Genomic DNA, 24355 nt, shown 5'->3' with positions numbered 1-24355 from the left:
GGTAGTTTAGTTGTATTGATGGAGGGTTTGCGCGGTTTAATAGAATAAGCCGCAAGCCCCCAATAAGATTGACTAAAAAATTAAGAGGACTGCTTGGAGGCTTAGCCCCCACGCTGCGCCACGCTCCATCCACCATTCACCGCCGACGGATTCTGCTGCTCTTGCTCCTCAGAGATCAATAAGGCTTTTAACCCATAGATATTTTCTTTTAAGGGATTAGAAAAAAAGGAAAAACGGGTATCAAGCGCTACTTGTTGATCAGCACTCGAGAAGATATCGATAATAAAATTGGCAAGGTCGTCGAGAAATTGTTTCCACCCTGCCTGAGCATGCAAAAACGGACGAGCTCTATTAATTACAGTCTCCATGTCAACCTGCCATTGTGTCTTATCATGCGACAGCAAATAGCGTTCAGTGACTTGCTGAATATCGTCGGCTAAGGTTCTAGCAATATCATAGAACTCATCCTCTGTTGCGAGTTCATTTATCTTTATTTCTAAAAAGTCCAATTTCTCTTGAACAATTCTAGCTAGCTCAAAGCGCGGCTTATCTTTTGATAGTTCAGTTGCTAAAGAATAAATTCTGCAATGAATCGCTGACCATTCCTGATTAATCCCAGGTTTGTATCTTTTTTCAATATCGATAATCTTGGCAAAATAGCCTTGGGAAATTTCATTTTCAAAGTTTTCAACTAAAAAATTAAGGGTGTCATCGGTCGAAAAACTACTCAATTCTTGCTGAAAACTTGTTCCACGCTGGGCAACTCGTTTATCGCATTCTGAGAGGCTTAGGGCGTAACAGAGTCTGAATGAAACCAGATAAAAATCTTCTATTGCATTGAGATCGTCAATATTTAATTGTTTTAAGCGAGCTAAGAGTTCCTGTCTGGCTTGAGTAAAAACAGAGTTTGCATTTTTGCGATTAACGTCTTGGACAATAGTTTGTTTTGCTTCTTGAAATTCTTCTTCTGTTCTACCAGGCATAGCAATTTATTTCTTAGTTAAATTAGATGGCAAAATAACATGGGAATATTAACAGAAGATTAAGTTATAATGTTCATTAGTGTTAATATGATTTTATATTGAGCAGATTTCTATATAAACCAATATGAATAATCCCATAGCAATACATCCCTTGCTGTCACCTTATATCAAGGAAATAGTCGTTATTAGCCAACATACTCTTTCACCCTACACGGTTTATCCCGGCCTTTATCCAGTCATTGGCCTGCAATATGAGGGCAAACTTGCACAAGTGAACAAAGACAGAGAAACGTCGCCTCTAACATGGATGGGCATCACCGGCTTACTAACAAGCTATAAGGAGTTTAAGGCGCTAAGCCCCTCAACCAAGACTGTCTTAGTCAAATTGTATCCCTGGGGTATTCCGAAATTTTTTAAAGAACCAGCTAATCTGTTATCGAATCAATCCCTTGGACTTAATGAATTAATCAATGAAGAAAAAATGAATCGGCTCGAAGAAAAAATCGCTAGTGCCGACTCATTATCATCAATGATAAACAGCATTCAAGCATTTTTTATCGAGTTATATGAGGCAAACAGCAATTACGAAGCAGAACGGCGTATTACCAGGCTCAGCCAAGAACTGAGTCTTAACCCTGATAAAAGCACGATTGAAGAAATAGCGAGGCACTATGGTTACTCTAAGCGTAGCCTTGAACGTCATTTTCTCAGCACTATTGGCTTGAGCCCAAAAAAATTTATGCGTTCTGCACGCTTTCAGCTGGTCTTAAGCAAACTGGAGGCTGGTGCTAGTTGGTCAACTATTGCTAATGATTTAAATTATTATGATCAAGCACATTACATCAAAGAGTTTCGTGAATTTTCAGGTCTAACCCCACAGCAATTTCGTAAGTAGGCTTCTTTTGTCGCATTTTTACAATACTCTAATTTAGTAGTCGTCGATACTAGAACTGTCAGCAATTAGACCACTAACTTTGAGGTAAGCAATTATGAAAACTGATTTATATACACTAATTCATAAAGTACAGCGTCAACGTCTTTTTGAATTATCTATAAGAATTGGTAAAACCGATTTTTCTGAACAAAGCGAGGGTATCATCGTAAAAAATGAGCTCAAAATGATGATCATTCATTTACGCAAACACGCAGCAGATGAAGAAACCTTCATACACCCTTTATATTGTATAGCGAATGACAAATTGACTGCCCTCGAAACACAACATGAGAAAATCGATGAGTTGCTTGCAGAAATAGAGAACATAATTAACGACAAACAATCAACCTGTTTTCTTTATGGCTATTTTAATCAGTTTATAGCGATGTACTTACAACACACAGCAGAGGAGGAAAGGCTTCAGCAGGAAATTTTATGGAAATTTTATAGTGAAGAAGAGTTAAGTGCGGTGATGACAAGCTACCGGGCAAGCCTGTCTACCGAGAAGGTATTGGATAATCTGCAATTTATGCTGCCCTGCCTAAGCGTTGGCGAAACCATCAATATCCTTAAAAATATGGCGCCAGCTATTTCCCAACAACTCTTTCAAAGAGCCCCATCTCTGCTTCAAGACGCCTTTGCTAGTCATGAATTGGCAATGATTAGGGCTGCTCTATAATAAGCAGAGCTGACGTTAACTTAGACCTAGAGAGCTCGAGGTGTTTGTTGCGTTCCTTTCCGCAGAAGAATCTATAGACTCTAGTAGAGGAGAAGCCCAAAAATTCTTCTTTAAAAGAACTTTAAAACCGAGCCTACCTTCTTCTACCTCCTCTACTTCTGCGGGCACTTCAGCTTCCACATCGTCAGAAACCGCAAAATCTCGTTGATAAATTAAGGATCCAACCTTCCCGTCCTGCTCAATAGTAAGCAGCTGACATAAAGTTAATTTCTCACCAAATACTTTATTGATTTCATGGAACAACCTACTCCTGGAAATAGCTTCGCTGCTATGCGCAATAAGTTGATACTGATTGGTTGTTGCACTGAAGTGCAGCACCATATACAAATGCTTGTCAGGGTGAGAATCTTCGCTACTCAATACAGCGTGATACATAGTCACTTTATCCTGGCTTGAGGGTTTTGGGAGCCTATCTAGGATAGCGTTGATGCCGGTTATAAATCCTCGTAAATCATTTTGACTGTTTGCAGAGGCTGCAAGCTCGGTTAATGAGGGACCAACAAATTGACTCGTCGCAAACTCGCTAAAAACTTCTGGTTTGTGACAGAGGGAAAACTCATCGCCAGCTATTGAATACCAGCCACCAGAGCTCATCATAGTTTGTATAAAAATCTTTTCTCGCATTTTCATGTTCAATTCAACAATCAATTGATGCACTTCAATATCGCTTAACTGAAAACGAGTTTGCAGCTTATCAACAAGTTCATTAAAACTTCTTACGCCCTTAATGACTGCTTGCTTAAATTCTTTGTAGATCTCAGATAACTGTGATTTAAAAACAGGGTCATTCATTGGATTATTTAGCGCTAGGCTATAGGCGGAATCAAGCATCACTTTTGCTTGTAGGGTTCCAACATCATGATTGCCTAGTACAGCCACAGTTCCACCTGCAAACTTTGTTTGGCTCGGAAAATTGGGCAGGCTTGGAGAGCGCATAATCTCTTCAATTTCTTTCAATAAAGTGTCCTGGACCTTTTTGCTTTGAGCCATCTTCTCAAGAACTCGCTGTCTTTGTGCTTCAGCTTCTTCTAAGACTTTTGCATTTTGCTGATCTCTTTTGATGGTTTTTTGTGACCCCATAGAACGTCCTGCCTGCTTAATTTCCTCAGCAATTGATTCGTGGCTCGTCAGTAAGGTAAGCAAGCTGGGACGATTCAGAGCATAAATAGGAGTAATTTTAGCTTTATTAAAGCAGATATCCGTTTCATTCTCGTTAAAGGCAAAATAATAGAGATTTTCCCTTTTAAAAATATACAGTGTCTCTTTCTGCAGCTTAGCCGAAGTATTCAAATCAGAATGTGAAACAATAAGGCTCTTAAAAGACTGTATGGGCTTCGGCGGAGATAAGATTATATGAGTTATCTGTTCATTTTGCTGATAGAAGGGCGATGTCTTAGGGCTGTTATCATACCCGCCCTCCATATCAGGGCCCCAAAAATAACTATAAGGGTTCATACAATGGGTTAAGCCGCATGCACTTAAGGCAGCAAGGTAGGGCTCAGCATTACCCACCATTAACTCACCAACGATGAGCGCATCAGTACCATATTTCGCTCGCACCAATTCTTGCACTAACTGATAAATACGTTGCTGTACCGGAACAGGGATATGGGTTAAGGCATCAATTCGCACCCCCATAAAGCCATAGTCAATAATATATTTTGTAATTAATGGTTCCCATAACAGCTTAAAGATGAGATCAATTTTAGCCTCATCCAAATCCTTAGGCTCTGTATTTATGCCCCGCTTTTTAGTGCCTGTTTTATAATAATCAAGCCCTTGGATATCTGGCCAACGAGCATTAGTTTCGCGAAGCAGTAAGTTCAAACCAGTTTGACTCTCTGCTTCCATTAGTTTCAGCTGCAAAGAGTTATAACCTTGCTCATCAATACCGATATGATTTAAAACCAGATCAAACAAAGGAAACATACCATGGTCACGAACCGTCTTAGCCCAATTTCTTAATTGTCGCTGTTGCAATTCTTTTTGCTCTTCATCCTCAGAGATACTCTTTGGTACAGGAAAAATTAATGGGTTTAATGCCTTATCATCAGACATGGCATATAAACTTCCGCTGACACTATTTTTACCATCTGGATGGAGCTGAGATTTTGAACCGGTTGCTTGCAGCGGGTTTATCCAAACCGCATTATAGTTCATGGCAGCTATCTGCGGGATATAACTTGTCATCTGTTCTATACCAAGCCTTTCATCCGCATATAAGCGAAAAGGAAATTGGTTATACATCCGTAAAATAGAATTATGTGGATAGGACGGTTCTGATTTTGACATGAGATCGGAGTGTATTCTGTGACGCATGTTTTTTCCTAAAATAGAACAACAAGTTCAATAAATGGGCTATATTTTAGCATATTTTTACTTTTTTTGAAGTCCAGCCTAGATGTTTTTTCGATCTTTGACATTCGAGATGGGGAAAAAATTAAGAGAAAGCGGATATACAAAAAACGAGATTCTACCAAAATAAAGCCCCTTTCGAATAGATCAAAAGCCGCGGGGTCTATCTAGCAGTGGAACTACACATTCGCAAAAAGTGCAAAATTTAGCCAGCTTTCCTAATTACCTTTAATCCTGGCTTAAGCTTGGTCTTATATACTTAAATTTTAAGCAACTCAACGGGTAGATCGATATGTACAATCCAGACTTAACTTATCCGACTAATGGTAGTTTACGTTTATATAATATGTTCCCCTACCGCAACTATAAAGACGGTATAGGAATTGACGGCATGACAGCTTACCTTCCAGAGGTTGCTGCAATGGGATTCAATGCGGTATGGATAAACCCTATTCAGCAGGCAGGAACCTTAGCTCGCGACAATCCCGAGCCAGGTAATAACAATAAGGTCTCCGGAAGTTTATACGCCATGTCTAGCGATGAAGAGTTTAATCCGCTGATTTTTCCTGGTTGTACAAAGGAACAATGCGAGGACAAGTTAAGGAACTGGACTAGACAGGCTCGCTTATGTGGACTATTTCCCTTATTTGATTTAGTGCTAAATCATGTTGGTCTGAATAACTCAACTGATCCAGTCTCCCCTCTCTTTGCGAAATTAAACGATGCACACTTGCTGCTTCCTTCAACTGATAAACGCTGGCCTGATGTTCAGGGAATTGACTATTACAAAGAGGGGGCCAAAAATCACGGTGTAGAAGCAACCGATGAAGATTTGGATGATGAAAAAATTGATGCCGTATTTAAGCTATTATGGGAACCATTAATTACAAAGTATATTGTTGAATATGGCTTTATGGGAATACGCGCTGATGCCTTAACCCATGTGCCTCCAAAGGTTCAAGCACGAGCCTACGCATTAGTACAAGAACTAGTAATAGCGCAATATAAGACTGCGGCAATTGTCGTTGGGGAATTGATGGTAGGTGGTCCAGAATCCTATATTAAGTACCTAAACTCCTGTGGCCTAACCCATAGTTTACACCCCTGTTCTTTCTTTTGGGGACACAACCAGGACGGTGGCTACAATCCGGAGCCAGAGCATTCCCCCTTCCTTAGGCAGAATCAAAGTATTTCGGAGGTCGTTTTAATACCAACTAAGGCTAAAGCCCTAGAAAAGTATTCGCAAACAGAGCTTTGTGATTTAGACAGCCCAGAGTTCCAGCAGGAAAGGACGTATCAAAAAAATACAATTTATGTGTTAAAAAAAGAAGGGAATTTTTATGTGTATCTATGCAATTCAAATGAAAAAATGACTGCAACTGCGTTACTTAAGCAGGATTTAGTCCCAATTGTTGGGGAGTTATCAGAAGAACTTAAGGTTGGCTTCGAGCAGCAAGCAATAAATCTACAATCTGAGAAGAGTGTTCAATCATCAAAGCAAGTACGTATAAAATCTCTTGAGAAAGAACATGAGGAAGAAATCAATGATTTTAAAAAAGAAAAAGAGTCGGCAACAACCAAAATAACTGATTTGTTATCGGCTGTAGTTAAACAAATTAATACTCCCAAAGCAGCTATCCCCAAACCAGCTGGAACCTTAAGAAAATATGCATCCATAAAGCTCTGTGATTTTGACCTCGAACAATCCAAGGCACCCAAAAAATATCAGAAAAATACACTTTATGTATTAAAGAAAGACGGGGGCTATTCCTTGTTTTTCTGCAAGTCAGCTATAGAACGGACGGAAGAGCAGTTATATGAGCAATTTTTACGCCCAGTTGACAATAAACCGGAGAAGTATGAGCAAGTTTTACACCCGATTGGCGGGAATCCAGAAGAGCTTCATGGGTTGTTTCTCGAGCTGGCAAAAAACCTAAGCATTGAAGAGGTATCGGACCAAGGAATTCTCTCGATACGTCAAACGATTGGAGAAACTGTTGCGCAGGAGTGTCATCAACAGCTAAGGACTATTAAAGACGCTATAGAAGTCATAAAAAAGAACGTTGATAATCAGATTAGAGTTCACCAACCAGTTATCAATAAAGCTGCTGCCTTAGTCCACTACAAACAGAAAAATACTGGGGGATTAGTCGGTGTAGTTGGTAATCATGATACAGGGACACTTAAGGCTAAAGTGATGCTTGACCTTGCCTTCAGCAGATCCAAACACACAAATAAAAACGGCATCTATGAAGACTTTAAAAACAAGATAAAAGGTATTCGAAATACAAGCGATCTTGCCAAGCAGTTACAGGAACAATTTCAACTGAGCGATGAAGATCTAAGACAACTTTATCTCGATCTAAACTTCCGCATGCGAGAAAAAGTATTTATTTCAGCTATGATGTGTTCTGGTGGTTGGTATATGATAGCCGGAGATGAACTTGGCGTATGCCATAAACCCGAAGTATTTAGCGAATTTGCCCAAGACAGCACACGAGTAGGCTCTTCGCTAGAAGAAAGGGCTAATAGCGAATCACGCCATCATGATCTTAGAGGTTTTATCAAGGGAGTTAATGAGGTTCTCAGTCACTTACCCCTCTCTAGCTATGATGATGTTGCAAGTTTCTCTCTGCATTATACTGTTATACAAGATGAGCAATGGGGGCATAAGCCAGCTGACTTCCTGCATATTGTTGCCCGGCATAATAGCGAACAAAATAAAACCTTTTTTATCGCACATGCACCGCATACACTTGATCATCAGCTATTGCGAACAAAAATCGAGGAAATTTTGCGTACCAATACACAATATAATAGAGATAACTGTGAAATAGTTTTACTTGATGAAACGGGTAAACATATCAAAGTACCTTTAATCGAGCAGTTAGACCTTGTTGCAGAGCAACCGCCCATAAGCATTACAGAACTCCCCCCTGCAGTGCTTCCGAAGACGCCTTTGTCGCTATCTGGAGAAAGATATCGTCTTTTCCCGCCTTCTGATAACCAGACAGAAATTGACCCGGAATTATATGAGGTTCCGTCAATTAAAGGCGATAAATTAGCAAAAGAAGGCACGACGGTTCCTTTACCCTTGAGCAGCCTCATAGCTCAGAAAGTTGAGTCTAAAGTTGATGATAGTGAGGAAGAAATAGTTGAGAAGAAAGAAACAACGCAAAAAGTAGGGTCTGCATTCTAACATTTAAGGATCATTATTAGACATGAAAACAGGTAGATCTATTGGACAAAGCTTTACCACGTTGAAGGGTATCTTAGAACCCGGTATGGACGATTTATTATTTTCAAGCAAAATAAATAAAGAGGTTCTTGATGCCCAAATGCTAATCAATGAATTAGTTAGGAATAATAACCTTGATAGTATTGTCAAACTTGCCCATTTAAATGCCTCATTTGAAGAGCAGTGTAAAAGTGCAGAGAACAATAAGCACTGGGAAGCGCTTTACGCAATTATAGGATATGCTATCTCAGCGCCCCAAGAGCAAGCAGTCAATTTTTTAATGCATGACAACACAAGCTCCTTCGACTTATTGAGAGGAGCCTATTACTTCAATAAATCGCAGGTAGTACGAAGTGAATTACACAAAGAATCTTCGCCAAATGAGTTTCTTTATAATGAATTACTCTTTCTTGAAGCGGCCATAAAATATCAATCCATACATGCTATACAACGATACAACCGCTATCTTTATCAATTAATCGATGATGTAAATCAACCGGCTGAATTCAAGAAAGATTGTTATAAAAAAATTATTAATAATTGCAAGTCAGTATTAGAGCTTTACGGTAGCTATGCTTATATGATGCTAGCAGAGGCCTTCTTCAAGGTTACACAATTTTATCTGAAGACCGATAATTGGTTTGCAGCCTGTGCAACGCTACAAGCAGCTTTAAATGCGACTGATAAAGCGCAGGAATATCTGGATCAAAGTAAATACTCTATACACAATGCCAGCCTTGGCCGAGGTTTGGCGGAAAGCAACTCCTTTGCCCTCGATAACCCTATTAAGGCACAGGAACATATGCAAGAGTGGTTTCAAGAGCAACAGCGCTCCTCTACAAAAGCACATAGCAGGGGTTAGCACAGTCCCCAACCTGGATGCAGCTTAAATCTCAGTTATCCACTTTTAATGAAATTATTGATCGAAATATTTGAGCGCAATAAAGTTGGAATAATCTGACCTGTGCTTTCACAATCCAGCTTTTTCTTAATATTTTCAAAGTGCTTATCAACCGTCCGTTTTGATATTTCTAAAATATCGGCAATGCGATGGGGATTAAAGCCATGGTAGTATAAATAGATAAGTTCTTTTTCTTTCAGTGTAAGATCCTTGGCTGAAATGAAATTAAAGGGCAAATTATTAAATTCGAAGACAGAATCGTTAACCATTTCCTGTATTTTTGGCGCGTTAACCTTCTTACTTAAGATAGCATCTTTTAAATTCAACGAATCAAAGGGCAGGGCTGTTTCGACAAGCGAATTCATGTCAATGACAAAATCCTTAGGCAATATTAAGGTGTTCTCTTTGGTTAACAAACGTCGGCAGCGATGAGCCATATCCTGGCTGACTATTTTTAAAATATCGATATTGTTGAGGATAAAATTGTTTGATTGAAAGGCATCTGTCAGTGTTGCAAAGGTATAGATTTCTGTGTAATCAACATGCTTATGGACTATATCAAAAAAATAAGTATATTTTTGATCATGCAAGGCCTCTTTGATCGAAGGCGAGATCATCTTGTCATTAATAATGTCTGATGAATAAAAACTATCCTTATGTTGCGTAAGATGCGTTGAAATTTGATCAAAAAATAATTCCTTTCCTAAAAAAAGATCGAGAAGCGGCTTATGTGACATGAGCTGCAAGCAACGGCCACTCAAGTCATAATAGAAATAACCCCAGCTATAAATAGGAGTCTTTTCAAATACATGCTGATAACATCCTTGTAAATAAGAGGCATACATTCCCATGTTATTAAATATATTCATTGTGCTCCCATGCTTATGAAACCAAGGCTATTACTGATAGTATAGCCATATTGATTAAATCCTGAGTATAGATAATGAGAGAAATTATTTTAGCCACATCAAACAAAGGTAAAATTGCCGAATTAAGCGCTATTCTTTCTCTCTGGCATTGTATACCCCAAAGCCTCCTAAATATTACTGATGCGGATGAAAACGGATTAAGTTTTGTAGAAAATGCCATTATTAAAGCACGCCACGCCAGCCGCCTGGGCAATAAACCCGCTTTGGCTGATGACTCTGGTTTAGTAGTAGAGGCTTTAAACGGTGCTCCTGGTATTTATTCCGCGCGCTATGCCGGTACCCACGCAACGGATAGCGCGAATATTGATTTATTATTGGCTAACCTCGCGCAAACACCCCCAACCCAAAGACAGGCATACTTCTATTGTGCTATCGCCTTCGTTGAACATGCCGAGGATCCAACACCCATTATTGCGACCGGTAAACTGAATGGAACCATTAGCCTAGAACCTTGCGGTGACAGCGGATTTGGCTATGATCCCGTATTTTATATTCCCAGCCACCACTGCACAGCAGCCGAATTGCCTGCTAAGATAAAAAATAGTATCAGCCATCGTGCGCAAGCTTTAAACCAATTAGGTAAACAACTTGAATTATCATGACTGTTGATGAGTTATTTAAACAGGCCTATGCCCTTCAATGCGAAGGGAAACTAGCCGAAGCGATTAATAGCTATGGGGAAGCTCTCAAACTTGACCCAGACCATAGCCCGTCCTTACATTTTCTTGGAATTGCCTATGCTCAGATTGGCGAACTACAGACGGCAATAACCTTCTTACGCCAGGCCCTTTACTTGGAGCCGAAGAATGCGAATTTTCATAATAACCTGGCCAATGTTTACAAAAATGCCCAGCAAACAGCAAAGGCAATAGAGCATTACCAGGAAGCAATTCGGCTCAATCCTGGATATGCCCAGGCACATCATAATCTGGCAACAGTCTATGCGGCACAAAATAGCTATAAGGATGCCTTAGAACATTATCGTCTGGCAGTTCATGCTGAACCTGATTTTGTTGCAGCACATTTTAATCTGGGTCTGCTGCTATTAAAGAATAATCAACTGAAGGCAGCGAAAACCCAGTTTAAGAATGTACTTACCCTAAACCCAGAAAACTCCGATGCGGCCTTCTATTCAGGTGTGCTCTGCCTTGAAGCCAATGAATTGGATGAGGCAGAGCACCATTTCCACAAGGTGCTGACTCAGGACAGCAACCAGATCCAGGCAATTACTAATCTAGGAGTCATTGCTTTAAAAAGAGAACAAGGCCAGCTTGCCGTTGATTTTTTTAGCAGAGCACTGGTAGTTGACAACAATTATATTGAAGCCCGTAATAATCTCGCCGCAATCTTTATGCATTATGACCGTTTTGAAAATGCCCTAATGCATTATGATGTCCTGCTTAAACAAGAGCCTGGCAATATTGAATATCTCTATAATTCTGGTGTTGCACAGATGGCTTTGGGACATTTAAGCGAAGCGATGTTCCATTTTGAAAAACTGCTTGATATCGATAAATGCCATTTTCCCTCGCTTAATAATTTGGCAGCTATCTATATTCGCCTGGAAGACAAAGAAAAAGCCAAAACACTATTGCAACGTGCTCTGGCTGCTAATCCTAAGGACGCATCCAGCCGCCACATGCTCAATGCCCTAACCGGTGATAAGTTAACAACAGAAGCCAGTCCTGAATACGCGCAAAACTTATTTAACAACTACGCCCTCTATTATGATCAGCACATGAAAGATCAGCTTCACTACAGCCTGCCGCAACAGATAGCAAGAGTTATTTATAACCTGGAGCTCAACAATCTTGCTCGGGTTGTTGATTTAGGCTGTGGAACCGGTTTAACCGGTATTGTTTTAAGGGACATCTGCCAGCATTTAACTGGGGTCGATTTAGCTGCAAAAATGCTAGCTCAGGCTCGCGAGAAAGGTATTTATGATCAATTGATTGAATCAGATTTACTGCGTTTTATTAGTGAAAATAAAGAACTATATCAGCTAGCAACCGCCGCGGATGTCCTTCCTTATCTTGGGAATTTGGACGACCTGTTTGCTGCTCTAAAAAAGCGGCTTGCCCCAGAAGGATATTTCATTTTTACCACCGAAATTTCTAAGGACCAGCCCTGGCAATTACAAAGCACCGCCCGATTTAGCCACCATCCTGATTATATTAGCCAGTTATGCCTTAAGAATGCTTTGAAACTCGTGCATCAAGAGCAAGTTACAGGTAGACAACAGAATAATGACGCGCTTCCGGTAATGCTCTATGTTGCCCAAAATTCGACCTAGGAGGACTAAGGAATGAAAAAAGTGTTGGGAGTATTGCTCTATGATAATGTGCAACCCATGGATTTTATTGGCCTTTGGGAGGTACTTGGCACCTGGAAAAATGGTTTAGGGGCACCACTCGAAATGCATCTGATCTCAGAACAGGGTGGCGAAGTAAAATGTGTCAATGAAATTACAGTCAAAGCACATTGTGACTTTAGTTCAGCGCCTGCTATTGATTATCTTTTTATCCCCGGCGGCATGGGCAGACTTAGTGCCACCAACAACGAAGTACTCATTGAGTTCATTAAGAAACAAGCCAAACATGCAGAATATATTCTCTCTGTCTGTACAGGCATGTTTCTCCTTTATAAAGCAGGCTTGCTGGACAATAAATTAGCCACAACCTACTGGCGCGCTTTACCTGAAGCTTATACCTTACCCAACATAAAGATTGTAGAGGAAAGGATCGTCAAAAATGGCAAGTTGTGGTTAGCAGGCGGGGTCGCTAGTTGTATTGATTTAGCCTTTGAGTTTATCGAAGAAATTGCTGGAAAAGACGAAGCCGGTAAGGTTCAACTACTCTTTGAAAATTTTCCAACACCCAAAGTCTATTGCAGCCCTAAACTCGCCGACACACTCCCTCTCTACTACACCGCTAAAGAAGGTGATAAAAGCCAATTGGCTAAGTATATCTATGACTATATTGCAGAAAACGGTAAAGACTAAAGTGACTAAAGTTAATCTAATAAGCCAATATTTACTCATTATCTGATAAAATATGCTATATTCCGCTCTCATAATTCGAACCCTTACCTACAGTTATGAATCTCAATGATTGGCAAAAGCATCCATCCTTACTCTATGCCCAAGAATTAAAGGCCTTATGCAAACCATTGGAGTATCTTGATATCAGCACCTTTTCTCATCTGCGGGTTTATAAGAACAATCGCCTTACCGTGCTCTGTAATCGTCCTGATTTTCTTCTTAATTATGCGCAAAAAAAATATTTTGACGCGGATCCCTGTGTCAATATCAACCCTGAACCTATCGATTTTGGTGAGTATCTGGTTTGGGATGCTGTCAATTGCCAGGGTAAAACAGCAGAAATGATGCAGGATGCTGCTGCTTTTGATTTTAGGCATGTATTTACCATTATCAAACAACAAGAGGAATTCTCAGATTTCTATCATTTCGGCACCCACCTTAACGATCCAGCTATCCATCAAATCTATATTAATAATCTTGATTTACTCGATAATTTTATTCACTTTTTTAATAGACAGATCAACCAATCAAATACTCTATCAACGGCCTATGATCTTGTGATTAATCCTGAGCAAAAACCAGCAAAGACCGCCATCACAACGAAGCAGGCGCTTTTAACTGATACAGCAGATAAAAGAAAGAATTTTTTACGCGCCACTGCCGGACGTTCACAAAGCAAGCTCACGTCAAAGGAAATCGACTGTGCCTCATTGCTTCTGAAAGGAAAAACAGCAAAAGAAATAGCCGTTTTGACTGGGGTCTCGTTTCGCACTATTGAAGATCGTATTGAATCCTTAAAAGATAAGTTTCATGTTCAAAATAAAACTGAATTAATCCTTAAATTGCTAGGACGATAACATACCCAAGTAACTTCAAGCTGCGTGGGTATATCTCTTACAGGTTGCAATAGCGCTTAAATTATTACTAAACTAAGTATACCCAACTGAACAGCAAGACTGTCATGATGAGCACAAATCAAAGTAATCTTTATCAGATCCCTGTTGTCACCTCTTCAGGCCAAAATGCTAACCTTGGGCCTTATCAGGGGCAGGTTTTATTAATAGTCAATGTGGCAAGCCGCTGCGGTTTTACCCCACAATACTCCGAATTGGAAACACTTTATCAAGACTATAAAGCAAGGGGTTTTAGTATCCTTGGATTCCCTTGTAATCAATTTCGACATCAGGAACCGGGCTCAAATGAAGAGATCAAGAATTTCGCAGAAAGCTGTTTCCGAGTGACCTTTCCTTTATTCGCCAAAATCGACGTTAAGGGCAAAGAACAAGCGCCGCTCTACACTTATCTAGCAAAACATATAGATAAAAAACCCTGGTTTTTCATCCCCTGGAATTTCACTAAGATCTTAGTTGATTCACAGGGCAGGGTCCTAAAGCGCTATCTACCAACCACCTCATTTAAAACAATACGCAAAGAGATTGAATCCTTACTTCCGGTACAGAAATAATCACCGAGCGGTACCAACCACACCGCCATTACGAGCGCAGCGAGTAATAGGTCAGCCCCCACTCCAGTATTGAATTCCCGCGGCTTGACCGTGGAGTCTATAGCAAAGCGAAATCCCAGCGCAGCGTAATCAAGGTTTTCCTTAGAGAAGAGGTGGAGGGACGTGACCTATCAATGGCGTCAACTTAAGTAAATTTATGCCGCATCTCCCCCCTCTCTCTAATTCTCTCCCCAAGGGGCAAGAGGACATATCGTCTTCGAACCAGGGGTATTATTCCTTAAGTTGACATCATCGCGTGACCTATTACTTCGGGATGGGGATAGCCCATAACCACAGCAAAGCAATCCAAGGCTTTGCTCAATGGCAGTAAGGGTTAGGGAGAGGCGGATAAAAATTAACTTGCTTAACAAAGAATTAGTTTTGTAGTCGCTACGCGGCAACATTATATCCTCCTCTCCCCCACGCTACGCGCAGTGGAGAGGGGAGCCTTTGGCATAATAAGCCTCACCATCCAGAGCGCAGCGAAGGATAAGAAACATAATACCGAGCCCCGTAGAACCCTCAGATTTGAGTGCAGATTTCGAGAAATATAATAAATGAGCCTCGCCATCCAGAGCGCAGCGAAGGATAAGAAACATAATACCGAGCCCCGTAGAACCGTCGGATTTGAGTGCAGATTTCGAAAAAACCCTACCAAAAAAAGCGGAGCATACATCAGTATGTGAGCATTTTTTTGGTAGGTTTTTTTCGGAAGCTGCGCCAAATACGGCGGTTCTACCCCCCGCCGCCAACAGACGAGCCGCCGCCCCCACCGAGTTTCTTCTTCAGCCCAGCAGCACCTTCCATAACCTTACCACCCATCGCAGAGTCACGTGCTTGCGACTTGTTCTGAGTCTGCTCACCGCCTGTCTCAACCTGTTTCTTAGATTCTTCAGCCCATTGGTTGGATTGCTCTCCAAGTGACTCAGCTTGCCCCCCGATCCACCGCAACACTTTATCCGGGAGATAGGTAATGAGTGTATAGGACTTCTGTACCACAGTAACATACATGGTGGTATAGACCACAACGGAGAAGAAGAAGCCATAGATCCCAGCCCATCCGCTATAGCCTGTATTCATTGAGCTAAAATTATTTGCCTGAGCCATTGCAATCTGACTTGAGGTTGGGTTCTGTGACGTATTAGAGAATACATTCTGCGACTGCGTATAGGAGTAATTCCACTGAGTACCAGTCACTGTTCCTTGAACAAAGGACATCGCATTGGAAAAACCAGCGTTGATTACCCAGACAGATACATAGGATAAGGAAATTGCCCCAATAAAACCAATGATCATCATAGAGGGGCGCAGGAATACATTCATTAAGATCATAAGAGCCTGCTCGCCCTTACCAAAGGCATCATGCCCTTCAGGATGCGTTACTCCCAAGGCAACTATGGGCGCGGCAACCATCGCTTCGATAACCGCCATAAGCCAGGCAATCGAACCAAAGGTGAAAATCATATAAGGCAGGAAGGGAATGTAATAGGCCGTTATAAAGCCAATTGCCACCATCACACCTAGCCAAGCCAGCAAAAGGGGCATGATTAACAGAATCAAAGGTAGAACTATGGTGATAAGCGGCGTTGCTGAAAGGCCAATCAACAAAATCCATACTTCGTTGGCATAGTTGATATAGTTTACTCCCATGTTGGCTAGAGCGATGACCGGATTGACTGCCGGCTGCTGGATAATCGCCACGGACTGTTGGAATATCTGAGCAATAGCCAATAAGGGTGCGGCCAAAAAGCTCTGGATAATAACGTTAATGAAGGGAGCCAAGATGCTCAAGAACAGGTTAAACACGTTCAAGATAATCAGGTTGTAGAAAATACCACCTAAAATAGCGCCTAAACAGAATTTAATTGGCCAGATACCAAACTCACCACAGGGGAACGATTGAGGCTGTAACTTATACTGACCAAGGTTAATATCGAAATTAAATTTCATTGCAAAACTTGGAGGAGCCATTCCAGGCTGGCCAGGTAGATTCACCATTACTGAATTATTGATGTAACCCGTAGCCGTTGAAGAACCTAAGCTACCTACCGCCTGATGCGCAGTCGGGCTCACATTTGCAGGGATAGGATTATTTCCCGCAGTTGAACCATTTATGGCAGTAATAATCGTTGAAACCGTACCCTGATTGCCACTTAACCAGGTACATAGGTTGTTGAAAGGAGCCGTAGTACTACAACCAGTTCCTCCTACAAATGAAGCAGATAAATTACTAGTATCAATAGTGCTACTATCAAGACCAGTATTAGTATCAGTCAGATTTGAACTGTTAATTGATGCAGCATTTAACTGGGATAGGTTAAAGAAATAACCTCCAGCCATCATCCAACCCTGAGAATTAGCCTGTTGAATAAAGTTACGTAGGTTATTTGCATTTGTATTCGACTGTGCTTGCTGAACCAAATTCAGTGTTGGCATCATAATCCCATTGTAATCGGTTATAGCACCCTGAAATTCTGTGCCATTAAACAATGGTGAAGAACTATTGTTTGGAACCGGCCCCCAGGTAGTACACTGAGCATCAATCCCTGAACATGGAGTACCTGAACTTAGAAAAGGCACACCATACTGTTGAACTGCTACTGTTGAGAAATTATTTTGAGCAGCACTGCCAGGTGAAGATGACGGCGGGTTAAGACTGGGATTATTTTGAACCATTGCCCGAGCCACCGTTGCCAAATCCATATACATTTGCTGAATTGCTATAGACCTTGATTGTTGGACTGTCTGAATTTCAGAGGATGTCACATTGGAAATATTATTTTGAATGGATTGAACACTAGATGCGGAGAAGGGATTCCATACAATAGTCCCGCAAACCCCATTAAGTGATGCATAAATAGAACCTGTGCCAAAATTAGGCATTGGTACTTTATAGGGAGTTGTACTTGTAGGATTTGCAGTTTGCACAGTTGTTACATTAACTGTGTTTATAAAGTCAGGAACCGAATTCGAATTGCAAAACTGTGACATTGCAGTTACCACACCTGAAGTGGTTTGCATACAGGGACCAGATGAGCCAGCTGAGCTATTTTTAGCAGCAAGGTACGATTGTAAGGCATTTTGTAAGGCTGCCTGCACACTAGCCATACATACCTGGCCTTGCAATATGACTGCAGCACCAGTTGCAACAGACCCATTACCGCTGCTTAATGATGTTGAGGGAGCTATCTGAGCGGCAATAATCACGCCACCGCGGTTTAAATAACTTAGAGCAGCTGCCCACACTTTATCAGCAGCACCTATACCTTGGACTATTACCCACATCACAAAGATCTGCATCAGGCAATAACCAGAGGTCTTAGGGATTAGTAAGGCAAGACCAAGTGTTGCACGAAGGGGAACCCAAATGGATGACCATTTCTGGCCAAGCATCTGACCTTCCTGGGCTGTATTCATCGTCGATACCAACAAGGTATACATGATGATAATACCACCCAAAGCTAATACTGCCGCGTTAAACACAGCAAACATGTTGCCCATGATTTGGCTGCCACTTCCGTGGAGCACTCCATCGACAATACCAAAGATATTACCTAGAAAAATAACAGAATAATCACCTGCAGGAGGCGCTAAACTCAGCGCTGAAGAACTGGAAGCTGCAAAAGCCCAGGCAGGGAGGAAGAAGGACAGTAGACCTAGCGCTATTCTTTTCATCATTTACCACCCATTAAGCCCTTCTTATACCACTCTAGGAATGAACATCCCAGCTTCCGTTCTGTAATTTGGAAATACCAAAAGTGATAACGAAAAGCTAACGCTAACGCAATTAGCATAACTGCCAAACTAATTATTGCTGCCTTGTAGCCACCCTGAAGTAGATGATAAGTGCCATAGGCAAAAATAAGTAATGCGGCCCCACACATAAAAAGGCTTAATCGATATAACGACCTTCGCCTCTTCTGAAGATCCTTCTCGCTCAGGTTCATTCGAACCATCGCTTCCTCAAAAGTTTCCTCGGCTTCCTTATGTTGCGGCACAAACATCTTTTTGAAACCCTCGCCCAAATAGGTCGAATAGGATTTCATGCGGTCAAAATCTAACCATGCCCGTACATTAAATATACGCCCAAAAACGCTTAATGTTCTAGAACCAGGATTCTTTTTCATAAAATTTACTTTTTATAAGTGGAATTCATCTCTGATAATATAACTATCAGTTCCTTCGGCTACCGCGGTGCTCAGCCCCTCTATTCTTCCCAGCTACAGAGCGCAGGAAGAATAGACAAGATTAACGCTATTCTCCCGGTGTCGACTCACCCCCACCAACATCCGAGCCCTTGCCTCCGCTAAGTTTCTCTTTAAGCCCAGCAAGCTTCTCTTCAACCTTACCAGCCATCTGATTATCCATCGCTTGCGACTTATCAAAGGTTGCTTTACCAGCAGTTTCAACCTGTTTCTTAGACTCCTCTGCCCACTGGGTAGACTGTTCTCCAATCGACTCAGCCTGCCCACCAACCCACCGTAATACCTTATCGGGGAGGTAGGTAATGAGTGTATAGGACTTCTGAACTACCGTGACATACATGGTCGTGTAAACAATAACTGAGAAGAAGAATCCATAAATACCAGCCCATCCACTATAACCAGTATTCATTGAACTAAAGTTATTTGCCTGTGCTGCTGCAATCTGGCTTGAGGTTGGGTTCTGTGCAGTATCCTTATATACATTCTGCGACTGCGTCATCGAATAGTTCCACTGAGTACCTGTAGCGGTTCCCTGAATAAAAGCCGACGCATTGGCAAAACCCGCGTTAATAACCCAAACCGAAACATAGGATAAGGAAATTGCAGCTATAAAACCTATCACCATCATAGAGGGACGCAGGAATACATTCATTAAGATCATAATAGCCTGTTCACCCTTACCAAAGGCATCATGTCCCTCAGGATGCGTTACTCCCAAAGCAACTATAGGGGCCGCAACCATCGCCTCGATCACAGCCATGATCCAGGCAATCGAGCCAAAGGTGAAAATCATATAAGGTAAGAATGGAATGTAATAGGCCGTAACAAAACCAATTGCAACCATTACACCTAACCAAGCCATTAAAAGTGGCATGATTAACCCTATCAATGGGAGAACAATGACGGTTAATGGGTTACCAGATAAACCAATCAACAGAATCCATAATTCATTAGCCAAATTGATATAGTTTACCCCCATATTGGCCAAGGCAATGATTGGGTTTACTGATGGCTGTTGAATAATCGCTACAGACTGTTGGAAAATCTGCGCAATTGCGACCAAGGGCGCAGCAAGGAAGCTCTGGATAATCACATTGATAACCGGACCCAAAATACTTAGGAACAGGTTAAACAGGTTCACAATAATGACGTTATAGAAAAGATTACCTAAGAGACTGCCTAAACACATGAAACCACCGCAAGGGAAGGTTTGGGTTTGCAGCTTGAACTGACCGATATTCACATTGAAATTAAACTTCATCGCAAAGGCAGGTGGAGTCATCCCTGGTTGGCCTGGTAAAGTTATAAGGACAGAATTATTAATAAAACCAACTGTCGTTGCAGACCCATTCCCAAGCACTGGGGTTGAAGATGCAGAAGGAATTACAGAAAGGATTATGGCAGGAGTAGCAGCAGCCGGATTATAGTTATCGATCAACATCGTTAAAGACTGCATTGCGCTTAGCCCACTTGGATATTTACTTAACCAAGTACATAAACTAGGAAAGGTACCATTACATCCAGGAGAACTTAATGGAGTAAGCAGTGAGCTCACATCGATCGAACTACTATCAAGACCTGTATTAGTATCTGTCAGATTTGAATTATTTATTGCAGAAGCATTAAGCATAGAAAGGTTGAAGAAATAGCTACCTGCTAGCATCCAACCTTGTGCGTCGGCTTGCTGAATAAAAGCACGTTGATTATTTGCATTAGTATTTGACTGGGCTTGCTGTACCAAATTGAGTGTCGGCAACATAATGCCATTATAATCAGATATAGCACCTTGAAACTCTGTACCGGTAAATAAAGGCGCTGAGTTCGATGCTGCAGCATTAGTTGTATCCTGACCCCAAGCGGTACATTTCGGGCCTGGTCCTGTACATGGTCCGCCAGTAGCACCCATATAAGGCACACCGAATTGTTGAACAGCAACAGAAGAATAAGGAGTAGTTTGACCATTGTTATTGTTAGATGGAACAATCCCGGGATTATTATTAACCATCAGCTGAGCGACTGTTGATAGATCCGTAAACATTTGCTGAATTGCTATAGCCCTGGATAATTGAGCTGTCTGAATTTCAGACGATGAAACGTTCGAAATTTTAGATGTCACTGAATTAAGTTGTGACTGAGAGAAAGGATTCCACTTGATAGTACCGCAGATACCATTGAGCGAAGCAAAAGCAGAACCAACAGGAAAATTTGGCATTGGTACCGAATAAGTTGCAGTACTATTAGGGTTGGCATTCTGTACAGTCACCGGATTTACTGTAGCTAGAAAATCAGGTACCTGCCCCGCCGCACAAAACTGGCTCATCGGTCCCACTATACCTGAGGTTGATGGAGCACATGGACCTGATGGGCTTGATCCTTGGGCAGCAGTTAAATAAGTCTGTAACGCAGATTGCAATACGGTTTGCAGGCCATACATACATACCTGGCCTTGTAATATGACTGCAGCACCAGTTGCAACAGCCCCATTACCACTAGCTAATGATGTTGAGGGAGTCATTTGCGCCGCAATAATTACACCACCGCGGTTTAAATAGCTTAAAGCAGCAGACCACACTTTATCAGCAGCCCCAACACCTTGGACTATTACCCACATCACAAAGATCTGCATCAGGCAATAACCAGAGGTCTTAGGGATTAATAAGGAAAGACCCAGTGTCGCACGCAGGGGAACCCAAATGGATGACCATTTCTGACCAAGCATCTGGCCTTCCTGGGCTGTATTCATCGTCGATACCAGCAAGGTATACATGATGATAATACCACCCAAGGCTAATACTGCTGAGTTAAACACACCAAACATGTTGCCCATGATTTGGCTGCCACTTCCATGGAGCACTCCATCAACAATACCAAAGATATTGCCCAAAAAGATAACGGAAACATCACTTGCCGGAGGGGCTAAGCTTAAAGGCGCACCACCTGAGGAAGAAGATGCAAAGGCCCACACGGGGAGGAATAAGGACAGTATACTCAGTGCCATTCTTTTCATCATTTACCACCCATTAAGCCCTTCTTATACCACTCTAGGAGCGAGCATCCCAATTTACGTTCTGTAATTTGAAAATACCAAAAGTGATAACGAAAAGCTAACGCTAACGCAATTAGCATAACTGCCAAACTAATTATTGTTGCCTTGTAATCACTCTGAAACAGATGATAAATGCCATAGGCAAAAATAAGTAATGCGGCCCCACACATAAAAAGGCTTAATCGATGTAACGACTTTCGCCTCTTCTGAAGATCCTTCTCGCTCAGGTTCATTCGAACCATCGCTTCCTCAAAAGTTTCCTCGGCTTCCTTATGTTGCGGCACAAACATCTTTTTGAAACCCTCACCCAAATAGGTCGAATAGGATTTCATGCGGTCAAAATCTAACCATGCCCGTACATTAAATATACGCCCAAAAACGCTTAATGTTCTAGAACCAGGATTCTTTTTCATAAAATTTACTTTTTATAAATAGACTTTTACTCTTCTTACTATACTATAGTAGTTATAACAAGAGCATCCTATCAATTAATTTCACCGTAAAAAAAGAGTAAACGAGTAAGAAAATGCCTGATCTTAGTCATGAAGCATCTGCCCAGTATTGGCACGAATATATCGATCCCATGATTTATCGTGTAATTACTTTTATGGAAAGCGTTGAGGATTGGACCCTTGATGGGAACCCGGATCTGGAAAATGCAATTAATCAACTTGGTAAGGAGTTAGATGACATTGAAAAGATTGACATGGGAACCTTAGCTCAGGAAGATGTATTTATTCGCTTGGTTGGTAATATAAAATCGGGTAGAGGTCTACGCTTGTTGCAAGCTATAGATACAGTCCATCCTGGCAGTGCCTCGCGGATATTAATCCATGCAGAAGAAACCAGTACAGGCAGCCATGATCCTGCTGGCTTTTTTCTCAAACGAAATATTGTGTTTGAACGACTACGCTTGCTGGCTCGCGTTTTTTCTGAATATCGCTTAAAACTTGTAGCTCGCGCTCTTGAAGGGGAAGAATGATGAAATTATCTGTTCGACTAGTTTTACCAGGTCTATTACTCACTGCAGCATCAAACAGCTTTGCCAGCGGACCGGATCTGAGTTATCTACAACAATACCTACAAAATTTAGGTTACTACCTTGGAATTAACATAGCAACTAATCCTATTCCTGCCCAAGGACAACCCCAGCCAGTCCCACCGATTCCTTATCAAGGCCTCCTTGGGGCTACCGATTCTTATTCGGCAAGCATGCCAGAGACCCTGCTAAATACAACCTTCAACGCGGTAACCGCATTTTTAGCAGCTAATTTCACAATGCCATCAGTCTCGATTAATAGCCGAGGTAATCCCACCCCGCTTGTCAATATCCTGTCAAGTACCGCTCCAAATATTAACGGTTCAGTCAATACAATAAACCAATATTCAGGTTTTAGCTTCAATCCGACGGGCTCTAATGGCAGCTATAGTTATTATACCCCGAATAATGCCTCTAGCATTTCAGTATCTAACTTGATTGATCAACAGCCTTATCAAGGAGACCCAATTAGCCAAGGCATTTTAAATATCCTCTCAACTCCAGATTACACCTATTGTCAAAATACTGTCGATTCAAATGGGTTAGCAACCTGCCAAGGAAACGTTCCACAGCTAACTGAATATCAGGTTATGGCAAACGTTTTGGGCGCACCACAAAATGCAATAGGAAGTGCTGCAATAACATCTACACCTCTTCCTGGTACAAATGACTATTTGTTGAGTCAGAATAATACAACGCTTATCGGTCAATTAAATGTTAACAGCTTGATTGGTCCTCTACTCTACTCCAACACAGATATTCAAACACAGCAAACTGGTCAAACGGATAACCCAGGATTGATTGCTCAAAACGGTAACCAACTAGCAAACAACTTTATCCGTTACGTTTCAGGTTTGGTATCACCAATGCCTTTACCAAGCGCTTCATCATACGATAGCCTAGTTACTACTGCTAATGGCGCTTTCAGCCCAACTCAACAACAAGCTAAAGCAACCCTAGTTGGATACCTCACAAGTGTCAGAACTTATGCTGCACAAATGTCGGTAGGCTTGAGTAACCTCTATTACATCATGTCAAAAAGGATAGCTATCCCAACTAATCCCAATTCAGCTGGTACTAATAACTCGCCATCAAGCGAAGCGCTTAATGAGTTTAATATGGCAACCTGGCGTCTCTTTAATCCAGCAAATCCAAATGCTAGTGGCAGTGATTCTGCTACCCTATGGATTAAACAAATAAACGGAGCATCTCCAGCTACTGTACAAAAAGAAATGGCCGTATTGCTTGCTGAAATTAACTATCAGCTCTATCTGAATCGTCAGCAAGAGGAGCGTATACTTTTGACCAATACATTACTGCTCTTGCAAAACGCCAAAGCAGCCCAACCATCTCCGATACTTAATGCGCCGAATACTACACCTGTTACAACCAGTAATACCGGTTCATAAGAGTCTAAGACTCAATAATAAAAAAGGTAGTGA

At 41.4% G+C, this 24355-nt stretch carries 18 protein-coding genes; 11 read left to right on the top strand and 7 right to left on the bottom strand.

Annotated elements, in window-relative coordinates:
* Positions 1-101: 101 nt before the first annotated feature.
* Complete coding sequence (locus BN1094_RS04150) at positions 102-983, bottom strand: hypothetical protein (protein WP_043873084.1); 882 nt, start codon at positions 981-983, stop codon at positions 102-104.
* 124 nt (positions 984-1107) lie between these two features.
* Between BN1094_RS04150 and BN1094_RS04145 the strand changes: the two genes are divergently transcribed.
* Complete coding sequence (locus BN1094_RS04145; RefSeq protein ID WP_043873083.1) at positions 1108-1878, top strand: helix-turn-helix domain-containing protein; 771 nt, start codon at positions 1108-1110, stop codon at positions 1876-1878.
* Between the two features lie 94 nt (positions 1879-1972).
* Complete coding sequence (locus BN1094_RS04140) at positions 1973-2596, top strand: hemerythrin domain-containing protein (protein WP_043873082.1); 624 nt, start codon at positions 1973-1975, stop codon at positions 2594-2596.
* 15 nt (positions 2597-2611) lie between these two features.
* Here the strand turns inward: BN1094_RS04140 and BN1094_RS04135 are convergent, their stop codons facing one another.
* Positions 2612-4975, bottom strand: a complete 2364-nt coding sequence (locus BN1094_RS04135; protein ID WP_141650418.1) for a hypothetical protein — start codon at positions 4973-4975, stop codon at positions 2612-2614.
* Between the two features lie 328 nt (positions 4976-5303).
* Between BN1094_RS04135 and BN1094_RS04130 the strand changes: the two genes are divergently transcribed.
* On the top strand, positions 5304-8210 hold the full coding sequence (locus BN1094_RS04130) for an alpha-amylase family protein (protein ID WP_141650417.1): 2907 nt from the start codon (positions 5304-5306) through the stop codon (positions 8208-8210).
* A gap of 22 nt (positions 8211-8232) precedes the next feature.
* A complete protein-coding gene (locus tag BN1094_RS04125) occupies positions 8233-9111 on the top strand; it encodes a DUF5630 domain-containing protein (protein ID WP_052403124.1) in 879 nt (292 codons plus the stop codon).
* A gap of 35 nt (positions 9112-9146) precedes the next feature.
* On the opposite strand, the gene BN1094_RS04120 is transcribed toward BN1094_RS04125, so the two are convergent.
* Positions 9147-10019 (bottom strand): helix-turn-helix transcriptional regulator, encoded by an 873-nt coding sequence (locus tag BN1094_RS04120; protein WP_043873079.1) that lies wholly within the window; start codon positions 10017-10019, stop codon positions 9147-9149.
* Positions 10020-10093: 74 nt separating this feature from the next.
* Between BN1094_RS04120 and rdgB the strand changes: the two genes are divergently transcribed.
* From rdgB to BN1094_RS04095, 5 genes are all read left to right on the top strand, one after another.
* The gene (gene rdgB, locus BN1094_RS04115; protein ID WP_043873078.1) at positions 10094-10681 is read left to right on the top strand and encodes an RdgB/HAM1 family non-canonical purine NTP pyrophosphatase; all 588 of its coding nucleotides are present in this window, start codon (positions 10094-10096) and stop codon (positions 10679-10681) included.
* Positions 10678-12372, top strand: a complete 1695-nt coding sequence (locus BN1094_RS04110; RefSeq protein ID WP_043873077.1) for a tetratricopeptide repeat protein — start codon at positions 10678-10680, stop codon at positions 12370-12372. The genes rdgB and BN1094_RS04110 overlap by 4 nt, the downstream gene beginning before the upstream one ends.
* Before the next feature lie 12 nt (positions 12373-12384).
* Positions 12385-13080: a DJ-1/PfpI family protein gene (locus tag BN1094_RS04105; protein ID WP_043873076.1), complete on the top strand. Its 696-nt coding sequence runs from the start codon at positions 12385-12387 to the stop codon at positions 13078-13080.
* Positions 13081-13175: 95 nt separating this feature from the next.
* Positions 13176-13976, top strand: a complete 801-nt coding sequence (locus tag BN1094_RS04100) for a helix-turn-helix transcriptional regulator (protein ID WP_043873075.1) — start codon at positions 13176-13178, stop codon at positions 13974-13976.
* A gap of 104 nt (positions 13977-14080) precedes the next feature.
* Positions 14081-14584: a glutathione peroxidase gene (locus BN1094_RS04095; RefSeq protein WP_245614167.1), complete on the top strand. Its 504-nt coding sequence runs from the start codon at positions 14081-14083 to the stop codon at positions 14582-14584.
* Between the two features lie 774 nt (positions 14585-15358).
* On the opposite strand, the gene dotA (BN1094_RS04085) is transcribed toward BN1094_RS04095, so the two are convergent.
* The 4 genes from dotA (BN1094_RS04085) to icmV (BN1094_RS04070) all read right to left on the bottom strand — a co-directional run bounded on the left by dotA (BN1094_RS04085) (position 15359) and on the right by icmV (BN1094_RS04070) (position 22287).
* Positions 15359-18301 carry a type IVB secretion system protein DotA gene (gene dotA, locus BN1094_RS04085; protein WP_099908963.1) on the bottom strand — a complete coding sequence of 981 codons (2943 nt, stop codon included), beginning with the start codon at positions 18299-18301 and terminating at the stop codon, positions 15359-15361.
* Positions 18298-18750 carry a type IVB secretion system protein IcmV gene (gene icmV / locus BN1094_RS04080; RefSeq protein WP_043873073.1) on the bottom strand — a complete coding sequence of 151 codons (453 nt, stop codon included), beginning with the start codon at positions 18748-18750 and terminating at the stop codon, positions 18298-18300. The genes dotA (BN1094_RS04085) and icmV (BN1094_RS04080) overlap by 4 nt, the downstream gene beginning before the upstream one ends.
* A gap of 127 nt (positions 18751-18877) precedes the next feature.
* Positions 18878-21838 carry a type IVB secretion system protein DotA gene (gene dotA, locus BN1094_RS04075; RefSeq protein ID WP_245614165.1) on the bottom strand — a complete coding sequence of 987 codons (2961 nt, stop codon included), beginning with the start codon at positions 21836-21838 and terminating at the stop codon, positions 18878-18880.
* On the bottom strand, positions 21835-22287 hold the full coding sequence (gene icmV, locus BN1094_RS04070; RefSeq protein WP_043873072.1) for a type IVB secretion system protein IcmV: 453 nt from the start codon (positions 22285-22287) through the stop codon (positions 21835-21837). Before icmV (BN1094_RS04070) ends, dotA (BN1094_RS04075) begins: the two co-directional genes overlap by 4 nt.
* A 113-nt stretch (positions 22288-22400) precedes the next feature.
* Here icmV (BN1094_RS04070) and icmW point away from each other — a divergent pair, with 113 nt between their 5' ends.
* A complete protein-coding gene (gene icmW, locus BN1094_RS04065) occupies positions 22401-22856 on the top strand; it encodes a type IVB secretion system protein IcmW (RefSeq protein WP_043873071.1) in 456 nt (151 codons plus the stop codon).
* Positions 22853-24322 (top strand): type IV secretion protein IcmX, encoded by a 1470-nt coding sequence (locus tag BN1094_RS04060; RefSeq protein ID WP_141650416.1) that lies wholly within the window; start codon positions 22853-22855, stop codon positions 24320-24322. The genes icmW and BN1094_RS04060 overlap by 4 nt, the downstream gene beginning before the upstream one ends.
* Positions 24323-24355 lie beyond the last annotated feature (33 nt).

Source organism: Legionella massiliensis (genome assembly GCF_000756815.1).
In the GTDB taxonomy this organism is placed as follows: Bacteria; Pseudomonadota; Gammaproteobacteria; order Legionellales; family Legionellaceae; genus Tatlockia; species Tatlockia massiliensis.
Note: the sequence above shows the minus strand (reverse complement) of the source record. Positions and strands in the feature narration are given on the sequence as shown.

Excerpts from the sequence above, each read along its gene's own strand:
- BN1094_RS04130 (WP_141650417.1), top strand. The coding sequence starts at position 5,304 with ATGTACAATCCAGACTTAACTTATCCGACTAATGGTAGTTTACGTTTA.
- BN1094_RS04095 (WP_245614167.1), top strand. The coding sequence starts at position 14,081 with ATGATGAGCACAAATCAAAGTAATCTTTATCAGATCCCTGTTGTCACC.
- icmV (WP_043873073.1), bottom strand. The coding sequence starts at position 18,750 with ATGAAAAAGAATCCTGGTTCTAGAACATTAAGCGTTTTTGGGCGTATA.
- BN1094_RS04135 (WP_141650418.1), bottom strand. The coding sequence starts at position 4,975 with ATGCGTCACAGAATACACTCCGATCTCATGTCAAAATCAGAACCGTCC.
- dotA (WP_245614165.1), bottom strand. The coding sequence starts at position 21,838 with ATGATGAAAAGAATGGCACTGAGTATACTGTCCTTATTCCTCCCCGTG.
- BN1094_RS04125 (WP_052403124.1), top strand. The coding sequence starts at position 8,233 with ATGAAAACAGGTAGATCTATTGGACAAAGCTTTACCACGTTGAAGGGT.
- BN1094_RS04145 (WP_043873083.1), top strand. The coding sequence starts at position 1,108 with ATGAATAATCCCATAGCAATACATCCCTTGCTGTCACCTTATATCAAG.
- BN1094_RS04120 (WP_043873079.1), bottom strand. The coding sequence starts at position 10,019 with ATGAATATATTTAATAACATGGGAATGTATGCCTCTTATTTACAAGGA.
- BN1094_RS04100 (WP_043873075.1), top strand. The coding sequence starts at position 13,176 with ATGAATCTCAATGATTGGCAAAAGCATCCATCCTTACTCTATGCCCAA.
- BN1094_RS04105 (WP_043873076.1), top strand. The coding sequence starts at position 12,385 with ATGAAAAAAGTGTTGGGAGTATTGCTCTATGATAATGTGCAACCCATG.
- icmW (WP_043873071.1), top strand. The coding sequence starts at position 22,401 with ATGCCTGATCTTAGTCATGAAGCATCTGCCCAGTATTGGCACGAATAT.
- BN1094_RS04140 (WP_043873082.1), top strand. The coding sequence starts at position 1,973 with ATGAAAACTGATTTATATACACTAATTCATAAAGTACAGCGTCAACGT.
- BN1094_RS04110 (WP_043873077.1), top strand. The coding sequence starts at position 10,678 with ATGACTGTTGATGAGTTATTTAAACAGGCCTATGCCCTTCAATGCGAA.
- rdgB (WP_043873078.1), top strand. The coding sequence starts at position 10,094 with ATGAGAGAAATTATTTTAGCCACATCAAACAAAGGTAAAATTGCCGAA.
- dotA (WP_099908963.1), bottom strand. The coding sequence starts at position 18,301 with ATGATGAAAAGAATAGCGCTAGGTCTACTGTCCTTCTTCCTCCCTGCC.
- BN1094_RS04150 (WP_043873084.1), bottom strand. The coding sequence starts at position 983 with ATGCCTGGTAGAACAGAAGAAGAATTTCAAGAAGCAAAACAAACTATT.
- BN1094_RS04060 (WP_141650416.1), top strand. The coding sequence starts at position 22,853 with ATGATGAAATTATCTGTTCGACTAGTTTTACCAGGTCTATTACTCACT.
- icmV (WP_043873072.1), bottom strand. The coding sequence starts at position 22,287 with ATGAAAAAGAATCCTGGTTCTAGAACATTAAGCGTTTTTGGGCGTATA.